Source organism: Streptosporangium lutulentum (genome assembly GCF_030811455.1).
Lineage (GTDB): Bacteria > Actinomycetota > Actinomycetes > Streptosporangiales > Streptosporangiaceae > Streptosporangium > Streptosporangium lutulentum.
Genome location: NZ_JAUSQU010000001.1, coordinates 6216428 through 6233816 on the forward strand (window position 1 = coordinate 6216428; position 17389 = coordinate 6233816).

The window sequence follows — 17389 nt, forward strand, 5'->3', positions numbered from 1 at the left end:
GTTGTGGTGCCCCCGTGCGGCCATCTCCGGTCTCGGCGACTGCGGACGCCAAGCGAAGGTGGTCGCAACCCCAGTCTGCGGTAAACGATGGTCTCTCGGCCATCCCTTGAGGATCTCCCATCGATCTCCAGGGGGGTGAAATCTCTACGTGATCTCCCGATCACCACGATCGGCGTGCCCACATGTCAGGATTGGGATATGTCAGATGGTCACGGATCGACTCCCGGTACGCCTTCCGGCTGGGCGCCCAACCAACCTCCGCCGTACAGCGACACCCCGGGATCGCCGTGGACCGCGCCCGGTTCGGGCCCCGACGCGCCGCCGCCCGGCGGCCCGCGGGATCCGGGGCAGGCGCCCGATCGGCAGGACCCGTCCCACCGGCTCGACCCCTACGACCCGCGGCCACCGTACGGCGACCACCGGCCGCCGCCCGCGACGCGGCCGGGGATCGTCCCGTTGCGCCCGCTCGGTCTGGGCGACATCCTCGACGGCGCGATCCAGCTGATCCGCTCCGACCCGAAGACCGTCCTGGGCCTGTCCGCGATCGCCGCCGCGCTGGGTGCGATCCCCGTGGCGATCGGCCAGGCCCTCGTGCTGGGATCGCTCGTCCCGGTCCTGAGAGACCCGTCGGCCGAGACCCCGGATCCGGGCTTCCTCTCCCAGTACGGCACCAGCCTGTTCTCCTACACGGTGCAGTTCGTCGCGGTGGTCCTGCTGAGCGGCCTGCTGACCGGGATCCTGGGCCGCGCGTTCTTCGGCGGCAGGATGACGGCGGGCGACGCCCGGCGACTGGTCCGGAGCCGGGCGCCCGCCCTGGCGGGGCTGGCGGCCGTCGGCGTCCTGCTCCTGCTGGCCCCGCTGTTCCTGCTCGCCGGGCTGCTCGTCACGCTGGACGCGACCGGGGCGGTGGGAGCGCTCCTGAACATGCTGGCGGTCCTGGGCTTCCTCGCCTACGCCTGCCTCGTCATCACCCGCCTGGCGTTCGCGGCGCCCGTGGCGGTCATGGAGCGGCGCGGCGTCGCCGACTCCCTGCGCCGGTCCTGGTACCTGGTCACCGGCGGCTTCTGGCGGACGTTCGGCGTCCTGCTGCTCACGCTGGCCATCACGGTCCTGATCTCCAACGTGCTCGCCTTCCCCTTCACCCTGGCCGGGGTCTTCATCGGCTTCTTCACCGAGATCTCCACCGCCTCACAGATCGCCGTGGCGGTTCTGATCGCCGTGGGCGGCATCGTCGGCACGATGATCACCTATCCGTTCCAGGCCGCGGTCAACGGCCTGCTCTACGCCGACCGGCGGATGCGCGCCGAGGCGTTCGACCTGGTGCTGCTGACCGAGGCGATCGAGCAGCGGCATCAGGGCCGGGCGCGCGCGTCGGCCGGTGAGGCGTGGGACCCGTCCACCGCGCCCGGCGACCCCGCCCGGTCGGAGCACTTCGGTCAGGGATCTCCGTGGTCCCGCTCCTGACCTTCCTCATCGGCCTCGACATCGATCGCGGCACGGCCCGGCGCGAGGCGATCCAGGAACTGCTCAAGTCCGAGTACGCCAAGGAGTCGCTGGTCGACCGCGTCACGCGTTCGGTGGACCAGTTCATCGGCGACCTGCTGGACCGGGAGTCCGTGGGCGTGGTCGGCAGCGTGGCCGCGCGAGCCGCCCTCGTCGCGATCGTGATCGCGATCATCGTCGCGGTGATCGTGATCGCGCGCAGGACCGCCCGGGGCGGCACCGCTCGCCAGGAGGGGATCTTCGGAGAACGGCGCCGCACCGCCTCCGAGCACCGCGAGGCCGCCGAACGGCTGGCCGCCGAAGGCCGCTGGGCCGAGGCGATCCGCGAGCGGCTCCGTGCCGTCGCCCGCGACCTGGAGGACCGCGTCATCGTCGACTCCACACCCGGCCGCACCGCCGGCGAACTCGCCGCCGAGGCGGGACGCGCCCTGCCGGACCTCGCCTCCGACCTCACCACCGCGGCCCGGGTGTTCGACGACGTGACCTACGGCGAGCTGCCGGGCACCGCCGACGACTACGCGATGCTGCGCGACCTCGACGAACGCCTGCGCACCGCCCGGCCGACGCTGGAGAAGGCGGGCCCGTCGTGAGCCTCGCCGCACCCCCGCGAGAGGGGTCGACCTCCACCTCGCCGACCGCGAGAAGCCTCTGGCGCGGCGGCCGGGGCATCCTGCTGATCGCGCTCCTCGTGGTCGCCGCCGCCGCCGTCGGCGTGCTGCTCAACGGCTCGTCGCAGGGCGGCAGGCCGCTGGACCCCGCCGACACCTCGCTGTCGGGCGCCCAGGGTCTGGCCCAGCTGCTGCGGGCGCGAGGCGTGCGGGTCGTACGGGTCACCTCCGTCGCCGAGGCCCGCACCGCCGGTCTGGAGGCCGCCGGCACGGGTGCCACGCTGCTGCTCGGCGACCCCTCCTTCTCCAGGTCCGAGGCCCGGCAGCTCGCCGCTCTGCCCGCCGATCGGCTCCTGGTCGGGGTGCGGTTCCCGCTGGACGTGCTCGCACCGGGTGTGGCGGTGCGGGAGGACGCGCGGGCGCGTTCCCGCGAGCCCGGATGCGCGCTCCCCGCCGCGGCCCGGGCGGGCAGCGCCTACATGGGCGGCGTGGCCCTCACCGCGCCCTCGGGGGCGATCGGCTGCTACCCCGCGAACGGGGCGCCCACCCTGGTCCGCGCGCAAGACGGGGACCGCACCGTCACGGTCACGGGCGACGGCCAGTTCATGACCAACCTGCGGCTGGCCGAGGACGGCAACGCCGCGCTGGCGATGAACCTGGCCGGAGCCCGCCCGATGTTGATCTGGCTGGTGCGCCCCGAGGCCGCCCCCGAGGCCGCGGGCGGGGCGAGTCTCTACGATCTGATCCCCGACGGGGTCAAATGGGCCGTGGCGCAGGTGTCCCTCGCGGTGCTGCTGCTGGCGCTCTGGCGAGGCCGCAGGCTCGGCCCGGTGGTGGCCGAACGGCTGCCGGTCGTGGTCAGGGCGGCCGAGACGGTCGAGGGCCGTGCCAGGCTCTACCGTGCGAGGCGAGCCCGCGACCGGGCCGCCGCCGCCCTTCGCGGAGGTTTCACCGACCGGGTCACCCCCCGGCTCGGGCTGCCCTCGGCGGCCGGGCCCGACGCGACGGTGCAGGCGATCACCGAAAGGACCGGACAGGAGGCCGTGCGCGTGAGCACGGCCCTGTACGGCCCGCCGCCGGCCGACGAGACCGGGCTGGTCGCCTTGGCCGCATTTCTGGACATGTTGGAAAGGCAGGTTGGAGAGTCGTGAGCGAGCGAGCCAATATACGCGGCAGCCTGCGCACAAGGCCGACGAAGGAGGCCCTTGTGCGCGAGCGTAGCGAGCGAGCCGGAACGCACGGCCCCCGCGGAACCACCGTGGTCCCGAGGCAGGAAAAGGAGAACTCGTGACCACACCACGGGAGAACGGCGAGCTCGCGGAGACGACCTCCGCCGGCAGGACCGAGGCCGGCGCGAACGGCGCGAGAGACGCGCTGGGAGCGCTGCGCGCCGAGGTCTCCAAGGCGGTCGTCGGCCAGGAGGCCGTGGTCACCGGGCTGGTGATCGCCCTGCTCTGCCGGGGCCACGTGCTGCTCGAAGGCGTGCCCGGCGTCGCCAAGACCCTGCTCGTCAAGACCCTGGCCGCCGCGCTCTCCCTGGACTTCAAGCGGGTGCAGTTCACGCCCGACCTGATGCCGGGCGACATCACCGGCTCACTCATCTACGACGCCAAGACGGCGGAGTTCGAGTTCCGCAGGGGACCGGTCTTCACCAACCTGCTGCTCGCCGACGAGATCAACCGCACTCCTCCCAAGACGCAGGCCGCGCTGCTGGAGGCCATGGAGGAACGGCAGGTCAGCGTGGACGGCGCGCCGCACGGCCTGCCCGACCCGTTCATCGTGGCCGCCACCCAGAACCCGATCGAATACGAGGGCACCTACCAGCTTCCCGAGGCTCAGCTCGACCGGTTCCTGCTCAAGCTGACCGTGTCGCTGCCGCCCCGCGATCAGGAGATCATGGTGCTCGAACGGCACGCGCTGGGATTCGACCCGCGCGACCTGTCCCACATCAAGCCCGTGGCCACCGTCGACGACCTCGCGGCGGGCCGGGCGGCGGTCAGCCAGGTGCACGTCGGCCCCGAGGTGCTCGGCTACATCGTGGACATCGCCAGGGCCACCCGCCATTCGCCCTCGCTCCAGCTCGGCGTCTCGCCGCGTGGCGCCACCGCGCTGCTGGCCGGGGCCCGCGCCTGGGCGTGGCTGTCCGGCCGTGCCTACGTGACCCCCGACGACGTCAAGGCCCTGGCCCGGCCGTCGATGAGGCACCGGATCCAGCTCCGCCCCGAGGCCGAGCTGGAGGGCGCGACCGCCGACGGCCTCATCGACGCCATCCTCGCCTCCGTCCCCGTCCCCCGCTGATCCATGGCACTGACAGGACGGGCCGCGCTGCTGGCCCTGCTGGGCACCCTCGTCGTGCTGTTCGCGTCCCGGCCGGGGCCGGCCATGGCCGGGGTGGTGCTGCTGATCGCGGCGCTGATCACGGTCGACCTGCTGCTGGCCGGGAGCGTGCGGGCGCTGCGGTTCACCCGCTCGGGCGACCGGCTGGTACGGCTCGGCGAATCGGCCGCGGTCGAGCTGATCGTGGAGAATCCCGGATCCCGCCGGACCCGGGGCGTGCTCAGGGACGCCTGGCCGCCCTCCGCCGGGGCCGCGCCGCGGCGTCTGCCGCTGGACGTGCCCCCGGGCGAGCGCCGCCGCCTCGTCACGACGTTGACCCCCACCCGCAGGGGCGACCGCGAGGCGGTCACGGTCACGGTCCGCGCGCTGGGCCCGATGGGCATCGCGGCCCGCCAGGGCTCGCACAGGGTGCCGTGGTCGGTCCGGGTGCTGCCGCCCTTCCTCAGCCGCAAGCACCTGCCCGCCAAGCTGTCCAAACTCAGGGAGCTCGAAGGACAGCATCCCTCGATGGTCCGGGGGCAGGGCACCGAGTTCGACTCGCTGCGCGAGTACGTGGTCGGCGACGACGTCCGCTCGATCGACTGGCGTGCCACCGCCCGCCGCAACGACGTCGTGGTCCGTACCTGGCGGCCCGAGCGCGACCGGCGGGTGCTGATCGTCCTGGACACCGGCCGCACCTCGGCCGGCCGGGTGGGCACCGCCCCGATCCCCCTCGCCGGAGAGACGCCCCGGACCGCCGGAGCGCGCGGCGGGGCGGCGGCAGCGGGCGGCTGGCCCCGCCTCGACTGGTCGATGGACGCGGCGCTGCTGCTGGCCGCGCTGGCCTCCCGCGCCGGCGACCGGGTCGACTTCCTGGCCTACGACCGCGCGGTGCGCGCCTGGCTCCCCGGCGCCGGCCGTACGGAACTGCTGTCGTCGCTGGTCAACAGCATGGCCCCGATCGAGGCCGAGCTGATCGAGGCGGACTCGGCCGGCATGGTCGCGGCCGTCATGACCCGCGCCAGGCGGCGCTGCCTGGTCGTCGTGCTGACCGATCTCAACTCGGCGTCGCTGGAGGAGGGGCTGCTGCCGGTGCTTCCTCAGCTGTCCTCACGGCACCTGGTGCTCCTGGCCGCCGTCTCCGACCCGCAGGTGGCCGCGATGGCGGCCGGGCGCGGCACCTCCGAGCTGGTCTACAACGCCGCGGCGGCCGAGCACCAGAACTCGGACCGGCGCAGGATCACCGCCCGGCTGCTCCGCCACGGCGTGGAGGTCGTGGACGCCCCTCCGGAGCGGATCGCTCCCGCCCTGGCCGACGCCTACCTGGCTCTGAAGGCCGCGGGCCGCCTCTGACCTGAGGAAACCGCCGGATACGGGCCGAGGGCGTGTCCGGCGGCTTCCGGGCCGGGGACCGCCCTAACCGGCGGTCGGTGCGAGGTCGGGGGCCCGCTCCAGGTCCCCGGTCTCCTGCGCGGCCACGGCCCGGCGGCCGAAGAAGATCACATAGGCGAGGAAGGCGGCCTCGGCGACCACTCCGATGCCGACGCGGGCCCAGGTGGGCAGGCTGGAGGGGGTGACCAGGCCCTCGATCAGCCCGGAGACGAACAGCACGACGACCAGGCCGAGGGCCACGCTCATCACGGCCCTGCCCTGCTCGGCGAGGACCTCGCCGCGTTTGCGCGGGCCGGGGTCGACGACCGTCCAGCCGAGGCGCATGCCGACCGCCGCGGCGAGGAACACCGCGGTCAGCTCCAGCAGGCCGTGTGGGGTGATCAGGCCGAAGAAGATGTCGAGCTTGCCGTGTGCGGCCATCAGCCCGGCGGAGACCGCGACGTTGAGCGCGTTCTGCCACAGGAGGTACGGGATCGGCAGGCCGAGCAGGATCGCCATAATGATCATCTGCATCGCGACCCAGGCGTTGTTGGTCCAGACCTGACCGGCGAACGAGGCCGCCGGATGCTCCGAGTAGTAGTCGGCGAAGTCATGGTTGACGAGCTGGTCGATCTCCGCCGGGGTGGCGATCGACGCCTGGACGCCGGGATTTCCCGCCACCCAGGCGGCGACGACGGTGGAGACCAGGAGGAACGCGACCGTGGTGCCGAGCCACCACCAGCGAGCCCGGTAGGCGACCACGGGAAAGGAGACCGTGAAGAAGCGGATGAACTCCCGCCAGGCCGGGGTGTGCGCTCCCGTCACCGCCGAGCGGGCGCGGGCGACCAGCGCCGACAGGCGGCCCACCAGGATCGGATCGGCGGACGCCGAGCGCACCAGGGACAGATGCGTGGCGACCCGCTGGTAGAGGTCCACCAGCTCGTCGACCTCGGCGCCGTCCAGCGACCTGCGTCGCCGGATCAGGTCCTCAAGGCGGTCCCAGACCGGGCGATGCGCGCTGACAAAAGCGTCGATGTCCACGTGGAAAGCGTATCCACATCTTCGATTCCATCCGATTGATCAGGCGGGCGGTGCCCGGCCTTCCCGCTCGGCATGCCGGCGCGGGGTCTCACTCGGCGGGAACGCCGCGGCGAGGGATCAGAAGGCGACCCCGCACCGCAGGAGCACGTTGGCGTACGGCCGCGCCTCACCGGTGCGCACGATCAGCCGGCTGGAGCGGGACAGCCGCTTGAGTTCCTCGTGCGGGACGTAGGTCAGGCCGGGCAGGCGGGCGCCGAGCAAGGCGTCGAGCTCCGGATTGGCCGTCCGGGCTTCCTCCGCCGCGGTGGCGCCCTCCACGACGAGTTCGGCGAGGAGCCCGTCCAGCACGTCGGCGAACGAAGGAATGCCCGGCAGGAAGGCGAGGTCGACGACCTCGATCCCCCGCGGCAGCGGCATCCCGCTGTCGCAGACAAGCAGCTCGTCGGTGTGTCCGAGGCGGGCGAGCCCGCCGGCGAGGGCCGCGTTGAGGATCCCCGAGCGTTTCAAAGCACCTTCAACTCCTCCAGGTACGGATACGAACCCTGCGCGCCGGGCTTGCGCACGGACGCGGCGCCCACCCGGACCGCGAACTCGGTGGCGGTGACCAGGTCGTCGCCTCTGGACAGGCGCCAGGTCAGCGCTCCGGTGAACGCGTCACCGGCGCCCGTGGTGTCGACGGGGGCCACCCGGGGACTCGGCACCGCGGTGACCGCACCCGGCTCGGCGACGACGGCGCCGTCCGCCCCCAGCGTGACGACCACCGAACGGGGGCCGAGCGCGAGCAGCGCCCGCGCCTGCCGGTCGGGGGCGCCGCGCTCCCCGAGCAGGAACTCGGCCTCGTGCTCGTTGACGACGAGCGGGTCGCACCTCGCCAGAAGTTCGCCGGGCACCGGGGCCGGGGGCGAGAGGTTGAAGACCACCCTGGCCGCCGCCCGCGCCGCGGCCAGCACCGTGGCCAGAGGGGTCTCCAGTTGCAGGGAGACGATCCGCGCGCGGTCCAGCAGTCCGGCCGCCGCGGCGACGTCGTCCTCGCTCAACCGCCCGTTGGCCGCCGGCGAGACGATGATGCTGTTGTCCCCGTCCGGCCCCACGGTGATCAGGGCGACGCCGCTCGGCCCCGGGGTCTCCAGGAGATGGCCGAGGTCCACGCCGTCGCCGGACAGCGCCCGGCGCAGAAACTCGCCGTTGGCGTCGGAGCCGACCCTGCCGAGCAGGGCCACCCGGGCGCCGAGCCGGGCCGCGGCGACGGCCTGGTTCGCGCCTTTCCCCCCGGGGTGGACGGCCAGGTCGCCGCCGAACACGGTTTCGCCGGGCGCGGGACGCCGGTCGACCCGAACGATCAGGTCGGCGTTGACCGAACCTACGACGACCACGTCGTACGGCGACGCCGGGTCGTCCGGGCGGTCACCGGAGGCGCCGCTCGGCGGGAGCCGTCCGTCCGGACGGCTCCCGAGGGCGTCCCCCGGCGGAACCGGCCGGATGTGGTCGCCGTGAGCGGTCATCACGAGGTCGCGAACTCGGCGACGTTGTCCTTGGTGACGACCTTCACCGGCACCGCCACCGTGGCCTCGACCTTCTCGCCGTTGGCCGCCTTGATCGCGCCCTGAACCGCCTGCTGGCCGAGCAGGGCCGGCTGCTGGGCGACGCTGGCGTTCAGGGTGCCGTCCTGGATGGCCTTGAGCCCGTCCGGGGTGCCGTCGAAGCTGACGACCTTGACGTCCTTGCCCGCCTTGGCGCCCAGTGCCTTGAGGGCGCCCAGGGCCATCTCGTCGTTCTCGGCGAAGACCCCGCTGACATCGGGGTTGGACTGGAGCAGGTTGGTCATGACGTCCAGGCCCTTGGTCCGGTCGAAGTCGGCCGGCTGCTGGGCGACCACCTTGATGTTCGGGTAGGCCTTGATGCCCTCGGTGAAGCCCTGGCCGCGGTCGCGGGAGGCGGAGGTGCCGGCGACGCCCTGGAGGACGACGACCTGGCCCTTCTCCCCAAGCTGCTTGGCCAGTTCCTGCGCGGCCAGCTTGCCGCCCTCGACGTTGTCGGACGCCACGGTCTGGGCCACGGTGGCGCCGTTGACCGCGCGGTCGACGGCGATCACCGGGATTTTGGAACGTTCCGCCGCGGTCACCGCCGCTCCGGCGGCGTCGGAGTCGACCGGGTTGATGATGACCGCCTTCATACTCTGGCTGGCGAAGTTCTGGATCTGGTTCACCTGCTGCGAGGCGTCGTTCTGGGCGTCGGTGACGGTCAGCGTGACCCCCTGCTTCTTGGCCTCGTCCTCCGCGCCCTTGCGCAGTTGGACGAAGTAGGGGTTGTTCAGGGTGGAGACCGACATTCCGATCTTGATGGACCCCTCCGACGCCCCCGATCCCCCGGAGGACGCCCCGGAGCCGCAGGCCGTCAGGCCGAGGGCGAGCGCGGCGCCGGCCGCGACGAGAGTGATGGTGCGCTTCATGATGTTTCCTCTGCGGTTCTAGTTGGTTGTCCGGCGGCGCAGGGTGTCGAGCAGGACCGCGAGCGCGATCACCACTCCGATCACGACCTGCTGCCAGAAGGCGGAGACGGAGAGCAGGTTGAGGCCGTTGCGCAGCACCGCGAGGATGAGCGCGCCGACGAAGGTGCCGAAGGCCCGGCCCTTGCCGCCGGACAGGCTCGCCCCGCCGATGACGACGGCCGCGATGGCGTCCAGTTCGTAGCCGGTGGCCGCCTGGGGCTGGGCCGAGGCCAGCCGGCTGGCCAGGACGACACCGGCGACCGCGGCGAAGGCTCCGGACAGGGCGTAGGTGATGAGCTTCTGCCGGTTGACCTTGATGCCGGAGAGCCGGGCGGCCTCCTCGTTGCCGCCGATGGCGTATATCGCGCGCCCGGTGTAGGTCCGGTTGAGGATCACTGCCGTGATCACGCCCATGACCACCATGACGATGACCGGAACCGGCAGGTAGTCGCCGATGGTGTCGCCCAGGTGAGTGACGGCATCCGGGAGCTGGATGGGGCTGCCCTGCGAGATGACCAGGGCCAGGCCGCGGGCGATGCCGAGCATGGCGAGGGTGGCGATGAACGGCGGGAGCTTGCCGTACGCGATCAGCGAGGCGTTGACCAGCCCGCACGCGAGGCCGACGGCGAGGGCGATCAGGATGGCCAGCGGCCACGGCAGTCCCGCGCTGGTCGTCGTCCAGGCCAGCACGATCGCCGACAGTGCGGCGACGGAGCCGACCGACAGGTCGATGCCGCCGGTGATGATGACGAAGGTGACGCCGAAGGCGAGGACCGCGGTGACCGCGGCCTGCACGCCCACGTTGAGCAGGTTGGTCACCGTCAGGAAATCGCCCGACAGCAGCGACATCGCGACCGCGAGCACGACCAGCGCGACCAGCGCGCCGTTCCCCGCCAGCCAGGCGGTCGCCGGAGACTGCCGCTTCAGCACGTTAGTGGACACGAGCATCCTCCACCTCGGTGACGGCCAGGGCCATGACCGAGTCCTGTGTAGCGTCACGGGCGGCGAGCTCTCCGACGAGCCTGCCGCGGGCCATCACAAGGACGCGGTCGCTCATGCCAAGGATCTCGGGGAGATCGCTGGAGATCATTAGCACCGCGTGCCCGGAGGCTGTGAGCGAATTGATCAACTGATAGATCTCAACTTTGGCCCCCACGTCGATGCCGCGCGTGGGCTCGTCGAGGATGAGCACGCTCGCGTCGGCGAGCAGCCACTTTCCGATGACGATCTTCTGCTGATTGCCCCCGGAGAGGGTGCGGACCTCCTGTCCGAGGCCGCTCATCCTCACGCCGAGCTGCGCGGCCACCTCGGCGGCGGCCTTGCGCTGCCCGGCCCTGTCGACGAACCCGCCGCGGGTGGCCCGCCTCAACGTGACCAGGCCGAGGTTCTCGACCACGTCGGCGCCGAGGACCAGCCCCTGGCCCTTGCGGTCCTCCGGGACCAGGCCGAGGCCCGCCTCCATGGCGGCGTGCACGTCACCGCGGGCCAGTGAGCGGCCGTTCACCAGGACCTCTCCGGAGTCGTAGGAGTCCGCACCGAAGATCGCCCGCGCGACCTCGGTACGGCCCGCGCCCACCAGCCCGGCGAGTCCCACGACCTCTCCGGCCCGCACCTCGAAGGACACGCCGGTGAACTCGCCCTTCCTGCCGAGCCCCCGGACCTGCAGGAGCGGGACGCCCACGGCCGTCGGCTCCCGGGGATACCGCTGGTCGATCGGACGGCCGACCATGAGCCTGACCAGCTCGTCCTCGGGAGTGCTCGCCGGCACCTCGCTCACCGAACGGCCGTCCCGCAGCACGGTGACCCGATCACCGATCTGCGGGATCTCCTCCAGATGGTGGGTGATGAACACGATCGCCACACCCTGGTCGCGCAGCTGGCGGATTATGGCGAACAGCCGCTCGACCTCGCTCGTCGTGAGCACGGCGGTCGGCTCGTCCATGATGAGCACCCGGGCGTTCAGGCCGAGCGCCTTGGCGATCTCGACCATCTGCATGCGGGCGATGCCCAGGCGCGCCACCGGGGTGCGTGGGTCGACGTCGATGCCGACCCGGTCCAGCAGCTCCCGTGCCTGCTCGTGCATCCGTTTGGTGTCGACCAGGCCGAACCGGCGGGGCGGGCGGCCCAGGGCGAGGTTCTCGCCGACGCTGAGCTGGGGGACCAGGTTGAACTCCTGGTAGATGGTGGCGATGCCGAGACGCTGGGCGTCGCCCGCGTCGCGGATCTCGGTGGGGGCTCCGTCGACGAGGATCCTCCCCCCGTCGGGGCGGTAGGCCCCGGAGAGCATCTTGATCAACGTGCTCTTGCCCGCGCCGTTCTCCCCGAGCAGGACGTGGACCTCGCCCGGCCTGAGGTCGAAATCGACCCCGTCCAGCGCCACCACGCCCGGGAACTCCTTCCGCAGGCCTTCGACCCGGAGGATCTCGTCCTTCACGAGGCGCCCCTTTCCTCGCCGCACGATTGGCGCACCACCAGTACGGCGGGCAGGACCGCCGACTCCGCGGGCCGCCCGGCGAGCCTGTCGAGGATGACCTGCACGGCGCGCAGGCCGAGCTCCGCGGCGGGCTGGCTGATCGCGGTTATCGGAGGGTCGATGTGCGGGAACCAGGGCACGTCGTCGAAGGACGCCAGTGCCACGTCGTCGGGAATACGCAGGCCGCGCGCCCTTATCTCGTTCAGCGCGCCCAGGGCCATCAGGTTGTCGCCCACGAAGATCGCCTCGGGCGGCTCGGGCAGGTCGAGGAGCCTGGCGGTGAGCGTGCGCCCGCTGCCCGACTGGAAGTCACCCGCCTCGATGTACTCCGGGCGGATCTCCAGGCCGTGCTCGGCCGTCGCCACGAGAAAGGCGTCCGTCCGCTCCCTGCCCGTGGACAACCTGGCGGGGCCGGAGATGAAGGCGATCCGCCGGTGCCCGAGCTTCCGCAGGTGACCGACGAGCTCCTTGATCGCGTCGGTCCCGTCGACCCGGACCGACGGGACGTCCACGCCCGGGAGCGTACGGTCCAGGAAGACCAGCGGACCGCCGGCCCGCGCGACCTCCTCCACCAGCGGCGTGACCTCGGCGGTGGGACAGATCAGCAGACCGTCCACCCGCTGCTCCAGGAGGGTGCGGACGTAGTGGTCCTGCTCCTCGGCCCGCTCGTCGGCGTTCCCGATGATCACGGTGTAGCCGGCCTTGCGCGCCGCGTCCTCGACCGCCCTGGCCAGCTCGGCGAAGAAGGGGTTGAGGATGTCGCCGATGATCAGGCCGAGGGTTTTGGTCGCCTCGGTGCGCAGCGAGCGCGCCACCGCGTTCGGGACGTAGCTGAGCTCCGCCATCGCGGCGTAGACCCGGCCTCGGGTCTCCTCCGTGACCGACGGGCTGTCGTTGAGGACCCGGGAGACCGTGGCGACGGATACGCCCGCGTACGCGGCCACATCCTTGATACGTGCCATTAGCCCTCCATGTAATCGATTTCATGAGGGTATGTAATCGATTACATGGATGTAAACACCACATGAAGTGATCCACGTCACACATATGTCATGCTCGATCACCGATGAGATGATCTGTGAAGGCGTTCGTCTCGGGGCTCTCGCCAGGGGGTGGGGAGACGCCGGGACCGTAGATCCACCGGGCCGGATCGGACCGCGCCCGAGGGGCGCGGCCGTGGAAGACGACCTCCCACAATCAGGGTGCGTGTCGCCGGGCGGCCCCACCGGCCGGGAAAGACCAAGAATGATGGATCGAACGGGGAACCCGTACAGGCACACAGGTAGGGTGCTAAATGTGTCCGATGTCGTAACCGGCGAAGCCGTGGTCGTCGAAGTCCGGGTCGCCCAGCTACCCAGCAGGACCGCGGCGCTGCTGATCGACATAGTGGTCCAGCTCGCGACGCTGTTCGGCGCGTCCTTCATGGTCGGCGCCGTGGCCTTCTACGCCGATCCGGCGCTGACCGCGATGATCTACATCGTGCTCACGGTGTTCGTGATCGTCGGCTACCCGGTGGCCTTCGAGACGCTCTCGCGCGGCCGTACCCTGGGCAAACTCGCTCTCGGACTCCGCGTCGTCAGCGACGACGGCAGCCCCGAGCGATTCCGGCAGGCCCTGTTCCGCGGGTTGGCGGGGGTCCTGGAGTTCTGGATGCTCGGCGGCGCCCCCGCGCTGATCAGTTCGCTGTTCTCGGAGAAGGGCAAGCGGCTCGGCGATGTCTTCGCGGGCACCATGGTGATCTCCGAGCGCGTGCCCCGGCAGTACGGCCCGCCGCTGGACATGCCGCCGCCGCTCGCCGCGTGGGCGGCGACGCTGGAGCTGTCACGGCTGCCCGAGGCGGTCGCGGCCACCGCGAGGCAGTACCTCATGCGCTGGCACGACCTGACTCCCGTCGTCCAGCACGAGATGGGCGTGCGCATCGCCACCGGGATGTCGGCCTTCGTGTCCCCGCCCCCGCCGCCCGGCGTGCCGCCCTTCGCCTACCTGACCGCCGTACTGGCCGAGCGCCGCCGCCGGGACCACGTACGGCTGGCGCAGCAGGCCGGCGCGCGGCGGCCTCCGCAGCAGTGGCCGGCGCAGCAGCAGCCGTACCCGGGCCCCCATGCGACCTCCCAGCCACTCCGGTTCCCGCCACCGCACCCGCAGTCACCGCAGTTCCAGCCGCCGCACCCGCAACCACCGCAGTTCCAGCCGCCGCACCCGCAACCACCGCAGTTCCAGCCGCCGCAGTTCCAGTCCCCGCAGCGGCCTTCCTCGCCGCCGCCCGCCGCGCGGCCCGTTCCCGGTCCCGCGGCTCCGGCGTCCGGGCCGCAGCCGTCCGATCCGGCGCCCGAACCCGCCTCCGGGGGCTTCGCCCCTCCCGCCTGAACTCGGGCGCACGCCGTACGGACGCGAAAAGGGGCGGCGGGACGACCCCGTCACCCCTTCACGGGTGATCCTCCGGCCGATCAGTGGCCGTGCCCCCGCTCCCGGTAGGAGGCCTGGGTCTGCACGTTCAGCCGGTCCGGCCGGACACCCCTGGCCGGATCCGTACGTTTGTCATTGATCTTGATGACGTCGAGCCCGTTGTGGAAGTCGCTGCCGTAGACGTGGCCGTTGTAGTAGTAGGCCGACCAGAAGCCGCCCACACCGCCCTTGGGCTCCGGGCCCCGCTCGAAGAAGCCGATCTCCTGCGGGCGGGCGGAGTCCGTGAAGTCCACGACGGAGACACCGCCCTGATACCAGGCCTGGACCATGATGTCCCTGCCCTTGACCGGGATCAGGGAGCCGTTGTGCGCGACGCAGTTCTCCGCGTCGGCCTGGTGGCGGGGAATCTTGAAATAGCTCCTGAACGCGAACCTGCCGCGCTTGAGGTCGTAGACGGCGTCGGCCCCGCGGTTCGGGCCGATGGCCTCGTTGCAGGTGGCCGCGCTGCCGCCGCCGAGCTCGTCGGTGAAGATGACCTTGGTGCCCTCGTTGTTGAACGTCGCCGAGTGCCAGAACGCGAAGTTCGGGTCCGTGACCCGCGCGGTGACCACGGGCTTCTCCCGGTCGGAGATGTCGAAGAGCACGCCGTCACCCATGCAGGCGCCGGCCGCGATGTCCTTCTCCGCGTAGACGGTGATGTCATGGCAGCCGCTGGTCGGCAGCAGCAGGCCCGGCTGGCTCTCGTTGCCGCCGTCGGGGAAGACGACCGGGGTGCCGACGATCGCCGCCCCTTCCGGGTTCCTCAGCGGCACCTTGATGACCGAGATCTTGTCGTGCGGCGGCCGGCAGTCGGGGAAGCTCGCCGAGGGGTTGTAGGAGGAGACGTACAGGTAGACGTCGCGCCGGTCCCTGCCCTTACCGGGGACCAGGGTCAGGGTGTGCGAGCCGCAGTCGGTCTCGACCGCCTTGACGTATCTCGGGTTCCTCTTGTCGCTGACGTCGAAGATCCGGACGCCCTCCCACGACTCCTTGAGCGACGCGACCTGCCCGACGCTGCTGCAGGAGTCGTCGCTACGGGAGTTGTCGACCGCGGTGAACAGAAGGTCGCCGTAGACCGCCACGTCCATCTGATAGCCGGGACAGACGACGCTGCTGACGACCTCGGCCCGCTTCGGGTCCTCGATGTCATAGATCGAGAAACCGCCGTAGTTGCCGACGTAGGCGTAGTCACCCTGGAAGGCGATATCGGTGTTGATCGTGGTCTCCAGCCCGGCGGGCTTGGGGACGTTGGTCACGTGCGAGACGTTCGCGCTGGTGACGATCTCACCGGGCGGCGGGATGTCCGTGGCCTGGACGGACACCGTGGAGATCAGCGTTGTGACGGCGGCCGCCACCACGACCAGTGTCCGGCCGATCCTTCGGGAAGCGGGCACTCGGGCACCTCCTGGGACAGAACGCATATCCAAATATGCGGATCGTCCGTCCTGGCGACCGAATGAACTAGATGCAACACAGCGTAAGGAAGTACATATTCTGATGGTTTTACTCAGAGGTCAGAAAAGTTTACCGTTTATGGTTTCGGGGGCGGCGGGAACCTGAGTCCCCGCCGCCCCCGAAGAGACTGCTAGTGGTGGCCGCCGTGACCGCCGCCGTGACCACCGTGACCGTGATCGTCACGGTCGTCGTGGTCGCGACCGTTTTCACGGTACGAGGCCTGGGTCTGCGTGTTGAGGCTGTCGAACTTGACCTTCTTCGCGTCGTCGGTGCGTCGATCGTTGATCTTCAGCACGTCGAGGCCGAGGTTGAAGTCACTGCCGTAGATGTAGCCGTTGTAGTAGTAGGCCGACCAGAAGCCACCGCTCAGCGGAGAGGCGGCGTCGGGACCGCGCTCGAAGAACGCGATCTCCTTGGCCTTGGAGGAGTCGGTGAAGTCCACGACCGAGATGCCGCCCTGGTACCAGGCCTGGACCATGATGTCCTTGCCCTTGACCGGGATCAGCGAGCCGTTGTGCGCGACACAGTTCTCCGTGTCGTCCTGGTGACGCGGGATCTTGAAGTAGCCCTTGAAGGTGAGCTTGCCGCGCTTGATGTCGTAGTAGCCGTTGGCGCCACGGTTCGGGCCGATGGCCTCGTTGCAGGTGGCCGCGCCACCGCCGCCGAGCTCGTCGGTGAAGATGACCTTGGTGCCCTCGTTGTTGAACGTCGCCGAGTGCCAGAACGCGAAGTTCTCGTCGTCGCGGACCGTCGCGGTGACCTTCGGGTTGATCGGGTCGGAGATGTCCATCAGGACGCCTTCACCCATGCAGGCGCCGGCCGCGATGTCCTTCTCCGGGTAAGCGGTGATGTCGTGGCAACCGGTCGTCGCGGACGTGCGGAGGGGGTACTGCACGGTCGACGGGTCACCGGGGTTGCCGCCGTCGGGGAAGAGGACCGGGGTGTTGACGACCGCGGCCTCAGCCGGGTTCTGCGTCGGCACCTTGATGACCGAGATCTTGTCGTGCGGCGGCTGGCAGTCGGGGAGGCTCGCCGAGGGGCTGTACGAGGAGGCGTACAGGTAGACGTTGCGCCGGTCCCTGCCCTTGCCGGGGACGAGGGTTATGGTGTGCGCACCGCAGTTGGTCTCGACGCCCTTGATGTACTTCGGATTCTTCTTGTCACTGATGTCGAAGATCCGGACGCCCTCCCACGACTCCTTGATCGCCCCGCTCTGCCCGACACTGCTGCAGGAGTCGTCGTTGCGCGAGGAGTCGACGGCACCGAAGAGCAGGTTGCCGGAGACGATCACGTCCATCTGGGAGCCCGGGCAGATCACCGAGCTGACGAGCGAGGTCTTCTCCGGCTTCTTGATGTCGTAGATCGAGAAGCCGTTGTAGTTGCCGACGTAGGCGTAGTCGCCCTGGAAGGCCATGTCAGTGTGGATGTTCGTCAGCGCCGCGGGCCTGGGCACGTTGGTGACGTGCTCGATGTTCGAGCTCTTGACGATCTGACCAGGCGCCGGGATGTCGGCGGCCTGCGCGGGAACACTGGACAGAGTCATCGCGGTCATCGCGACGGCGACTCCGGCCACAACCAGGAATCGGCCGGTCAGGCCCTTCCTGAAGGGGGTGAACACTCGTGAACCTCCTTGGCACATGCGCATAAGGTGCGCATAAATGCCTAAATAGTTCATCCTGTCCAACCGTG

15 protein-coding genes are annotated in these 17389 nt (G+C 70.7%); 6 read left to right on the forward strand and 9 right to left on the reverse strand.

What is annotated here, in order from left to right:
• Positions 1 to 198 precede the first annotated feature (198 nt).
• From J2853_RS27585 to J2853_RS27605, 5 genes are all read left to right on the forward strand, one after another.
• Positions 199 to 1464, forward strand: coding sequence for a glycerophosphoryl diester phosphodiesterase membrane domain-containing protein (locus J2853_RS27585; RefSeq protein ID WP_307562926.1), 1266 nt, complete (start codon positions 199 to 201; stop codon positions 1462 to 1464).
• A complete protein-coding gene (locus J2853_RS27590; RefSeq protein ID WP_307562928.1) occupies positions 1449 to 2093 on the forward strand; it encodes a DUF4129 domain-containing protein in 645 nt (214 codons plus the stop codon). The genes J2853_RS27585 and J2853_RS27590 overlap by 16 nt, the downstream gene beginning before the upstream one ends.
• Positions 2090 to 3262 carry a DUF4350 domain-containing protein gene (locus J2853_RS27595; protein ID WP_307562930.1) on the forward strand — a complete coding sequence of 391 codons (1173 nt, stop codon included), beginning with the start codon at positions 2090 to 2092 and terminating at the stop codon, positions 3260 to 3262. The genes J2853_RS27590 and J2853_RS27595 overlap by 4 nt, the downstream gene beginning before the upstream one ends.
• A gap of 223 nt (positions 3263 to 3485) precedes the next feature.
• On the forward strand, positions 3486 to 4409 hold the full coding sequence (locus J2853_RS27600; protein WP_307568842.1) for an AAA family ATPase: 924 nt from the start codon (positions 3486 to 3488) through the stop codon (positions 4407 to 4409).
• A gap of 3 nt (positions 4410 to 4412) precedes the next feature.
• On the forward strand, positions 4413 to 5780 hold the full coding sequence (locus J2853_RS27605) for a DUF58 domain-containing protein (RefSeq protein WP_307562933.1): 1368 nt from the start codon (positions 4413 to 4415) through the stop codon (positions 5778 to 5780).
• A 63-nt stretch (positions 5781 to 5843) separates the two neighbouring features.
• Here the strand turns inward: J2853_RS27605 and J2853_RS27610 are convergent, their stop codons facing one another.
• The 7 genes from J2853_RS27610 to J2853_RS27640 all read right to left on the reverse strand — a co-directional run bounded on the left by J2853_RS27610 (position 5844) and on the right by J2853_RS27640 (position 12762).
• Positions 5844 to 6839: a stage II sporulation protein M gene (locus J2853_RS27610; RefSeq protein ID WP_307562935.1), complete on the reverse strand. Its 996-nt coding sequence runs from the start codon at positions 6837 to 6839 to the stop codon at positions 5844 to 5846.
• A 117-nt stretch (positions 6840 to 6956) separates the two neighbouring features.
• On the reverse strand, positions 6957 to 7346 hold the full coding sequence (gene rbsD / locus J2853_RS27615) for a D-ribose pyranase (protein WP_307562937.1): 390 nt from the start codon (positions 7344 to 7346) through the stop codon (positions 6957 to 6959).
• Positions 7343 to 8341, reverse strand: coding sequence for a ribokinase (locus J2853_RS27620; RefSeq protein WP_307562938.1), 999 nt, complete (start codon positions 8339 to 8341; stop codon positions 7343 to 7345). The genes rbsD and J2853_RS27620 overlap by 4 nt, the downstream gene beginning before the upstream one ends.
• Positions 8341 to 9288, reverse strand: coding sequence for a substrate-binding domain-containing protein (locus J2853_RS27625; protein ID WP_307562940.1), 948 nt, complete (start codon positions 9286 to 9288; stop codon positions 8341 to 8343). The genes J2853_RS27620 and J2853_RS27625 overlap by 1 nt, the downstream gene beginning before the upstream one ends.
• Positions 9289 to 9306: 18 nt before the next feature.
• Positions 9307 to 10275: an ABC transporter permease gene (locus tag J2853_RS27630; protein ID WP_307562942.1), complete on the reverse strand. Its 969-nt coding sequence runs from the start codon at positions 10273 to 10275 to the stop codon at positions 9307 to 9309.
• Positions 10259 to 11761 (reverse strand): sugar ABC transporter ATP-binding protein, encoded by a 1503-nt coding sequence (locus tag J2853_RS27635; protein ID WP_307562943.1) that lies wholly within the window; start codon positions 11759 to 11761, stop codon positions 10259 to 10261. The genes J2853_RS27630 and J2853_RS27635 overlap by 17 nt, the downstream gene beginning before the upstream one ends.
• Positions 11758 to 12762: a LacI family DNA-binding transcriptional regulator gene (locus J2853_RS27640; protein WP_307562945.1), complete on the reverse strand. Its 1005-nt coding sequence runs from the start codon at positions 12760 to 12762 to the stop codon at positions 11758 to 11760. The genes J2853_RS27635 and J2853_RS27640 overlap by 4 nt, the downstream gene beginning before the upstream one ends.
• Before the next feature lie 334 nt (positions 12763 to 13096).
• On the opposite strand from J2853_RS27640, the gene J2853_RS27645 reads away from it, so the two are divergent.
• Entirely contained in the window at positions 13097 to 14167 is a 1071-nt protein-coding gene (locus J2853_RS27645) for an RDD family protein (RefSeq protein WP_307562947.1), read from the forward strand.
• Positions 14168 to 14247: 80 nt separating this feature from the next.
• Here J2853_RS27645 and J2853_RS27650 read toward each other — a convergent pair whose 3' ends face one another.
• Both J2853_RS27650 and J2853_RS27655 read right to left on the reverse strand, forming a co-directional pair.
• Positions 14248 to 15666: an LVIVD repeat-containing protein gene (locus J2853_RS27650; RefSeq protein ID WP_370879346.1), complete on the reverse strand. Its 1419-nt coding sequence runs from the start codon at positions 15664 to 15666 to the stop codon at positions 14248 to 14250.
• 164 nt (positions 15667 to 15830) lie between these two features.
• The gene (locus J2853_RS27655) at positions 15831 to 17318 is read right to left on the reverse strand and encodes an LVIVD repeat-containing protein (protein WP_307562950.1); all 1488 of its coding nucleotides are present in this window, start codon (positions 17316 to 17318) and stop codon (positions 15831 to 15833) included.
• Positions 17319 to 17389: the final 71 nt, after the last annotated feature.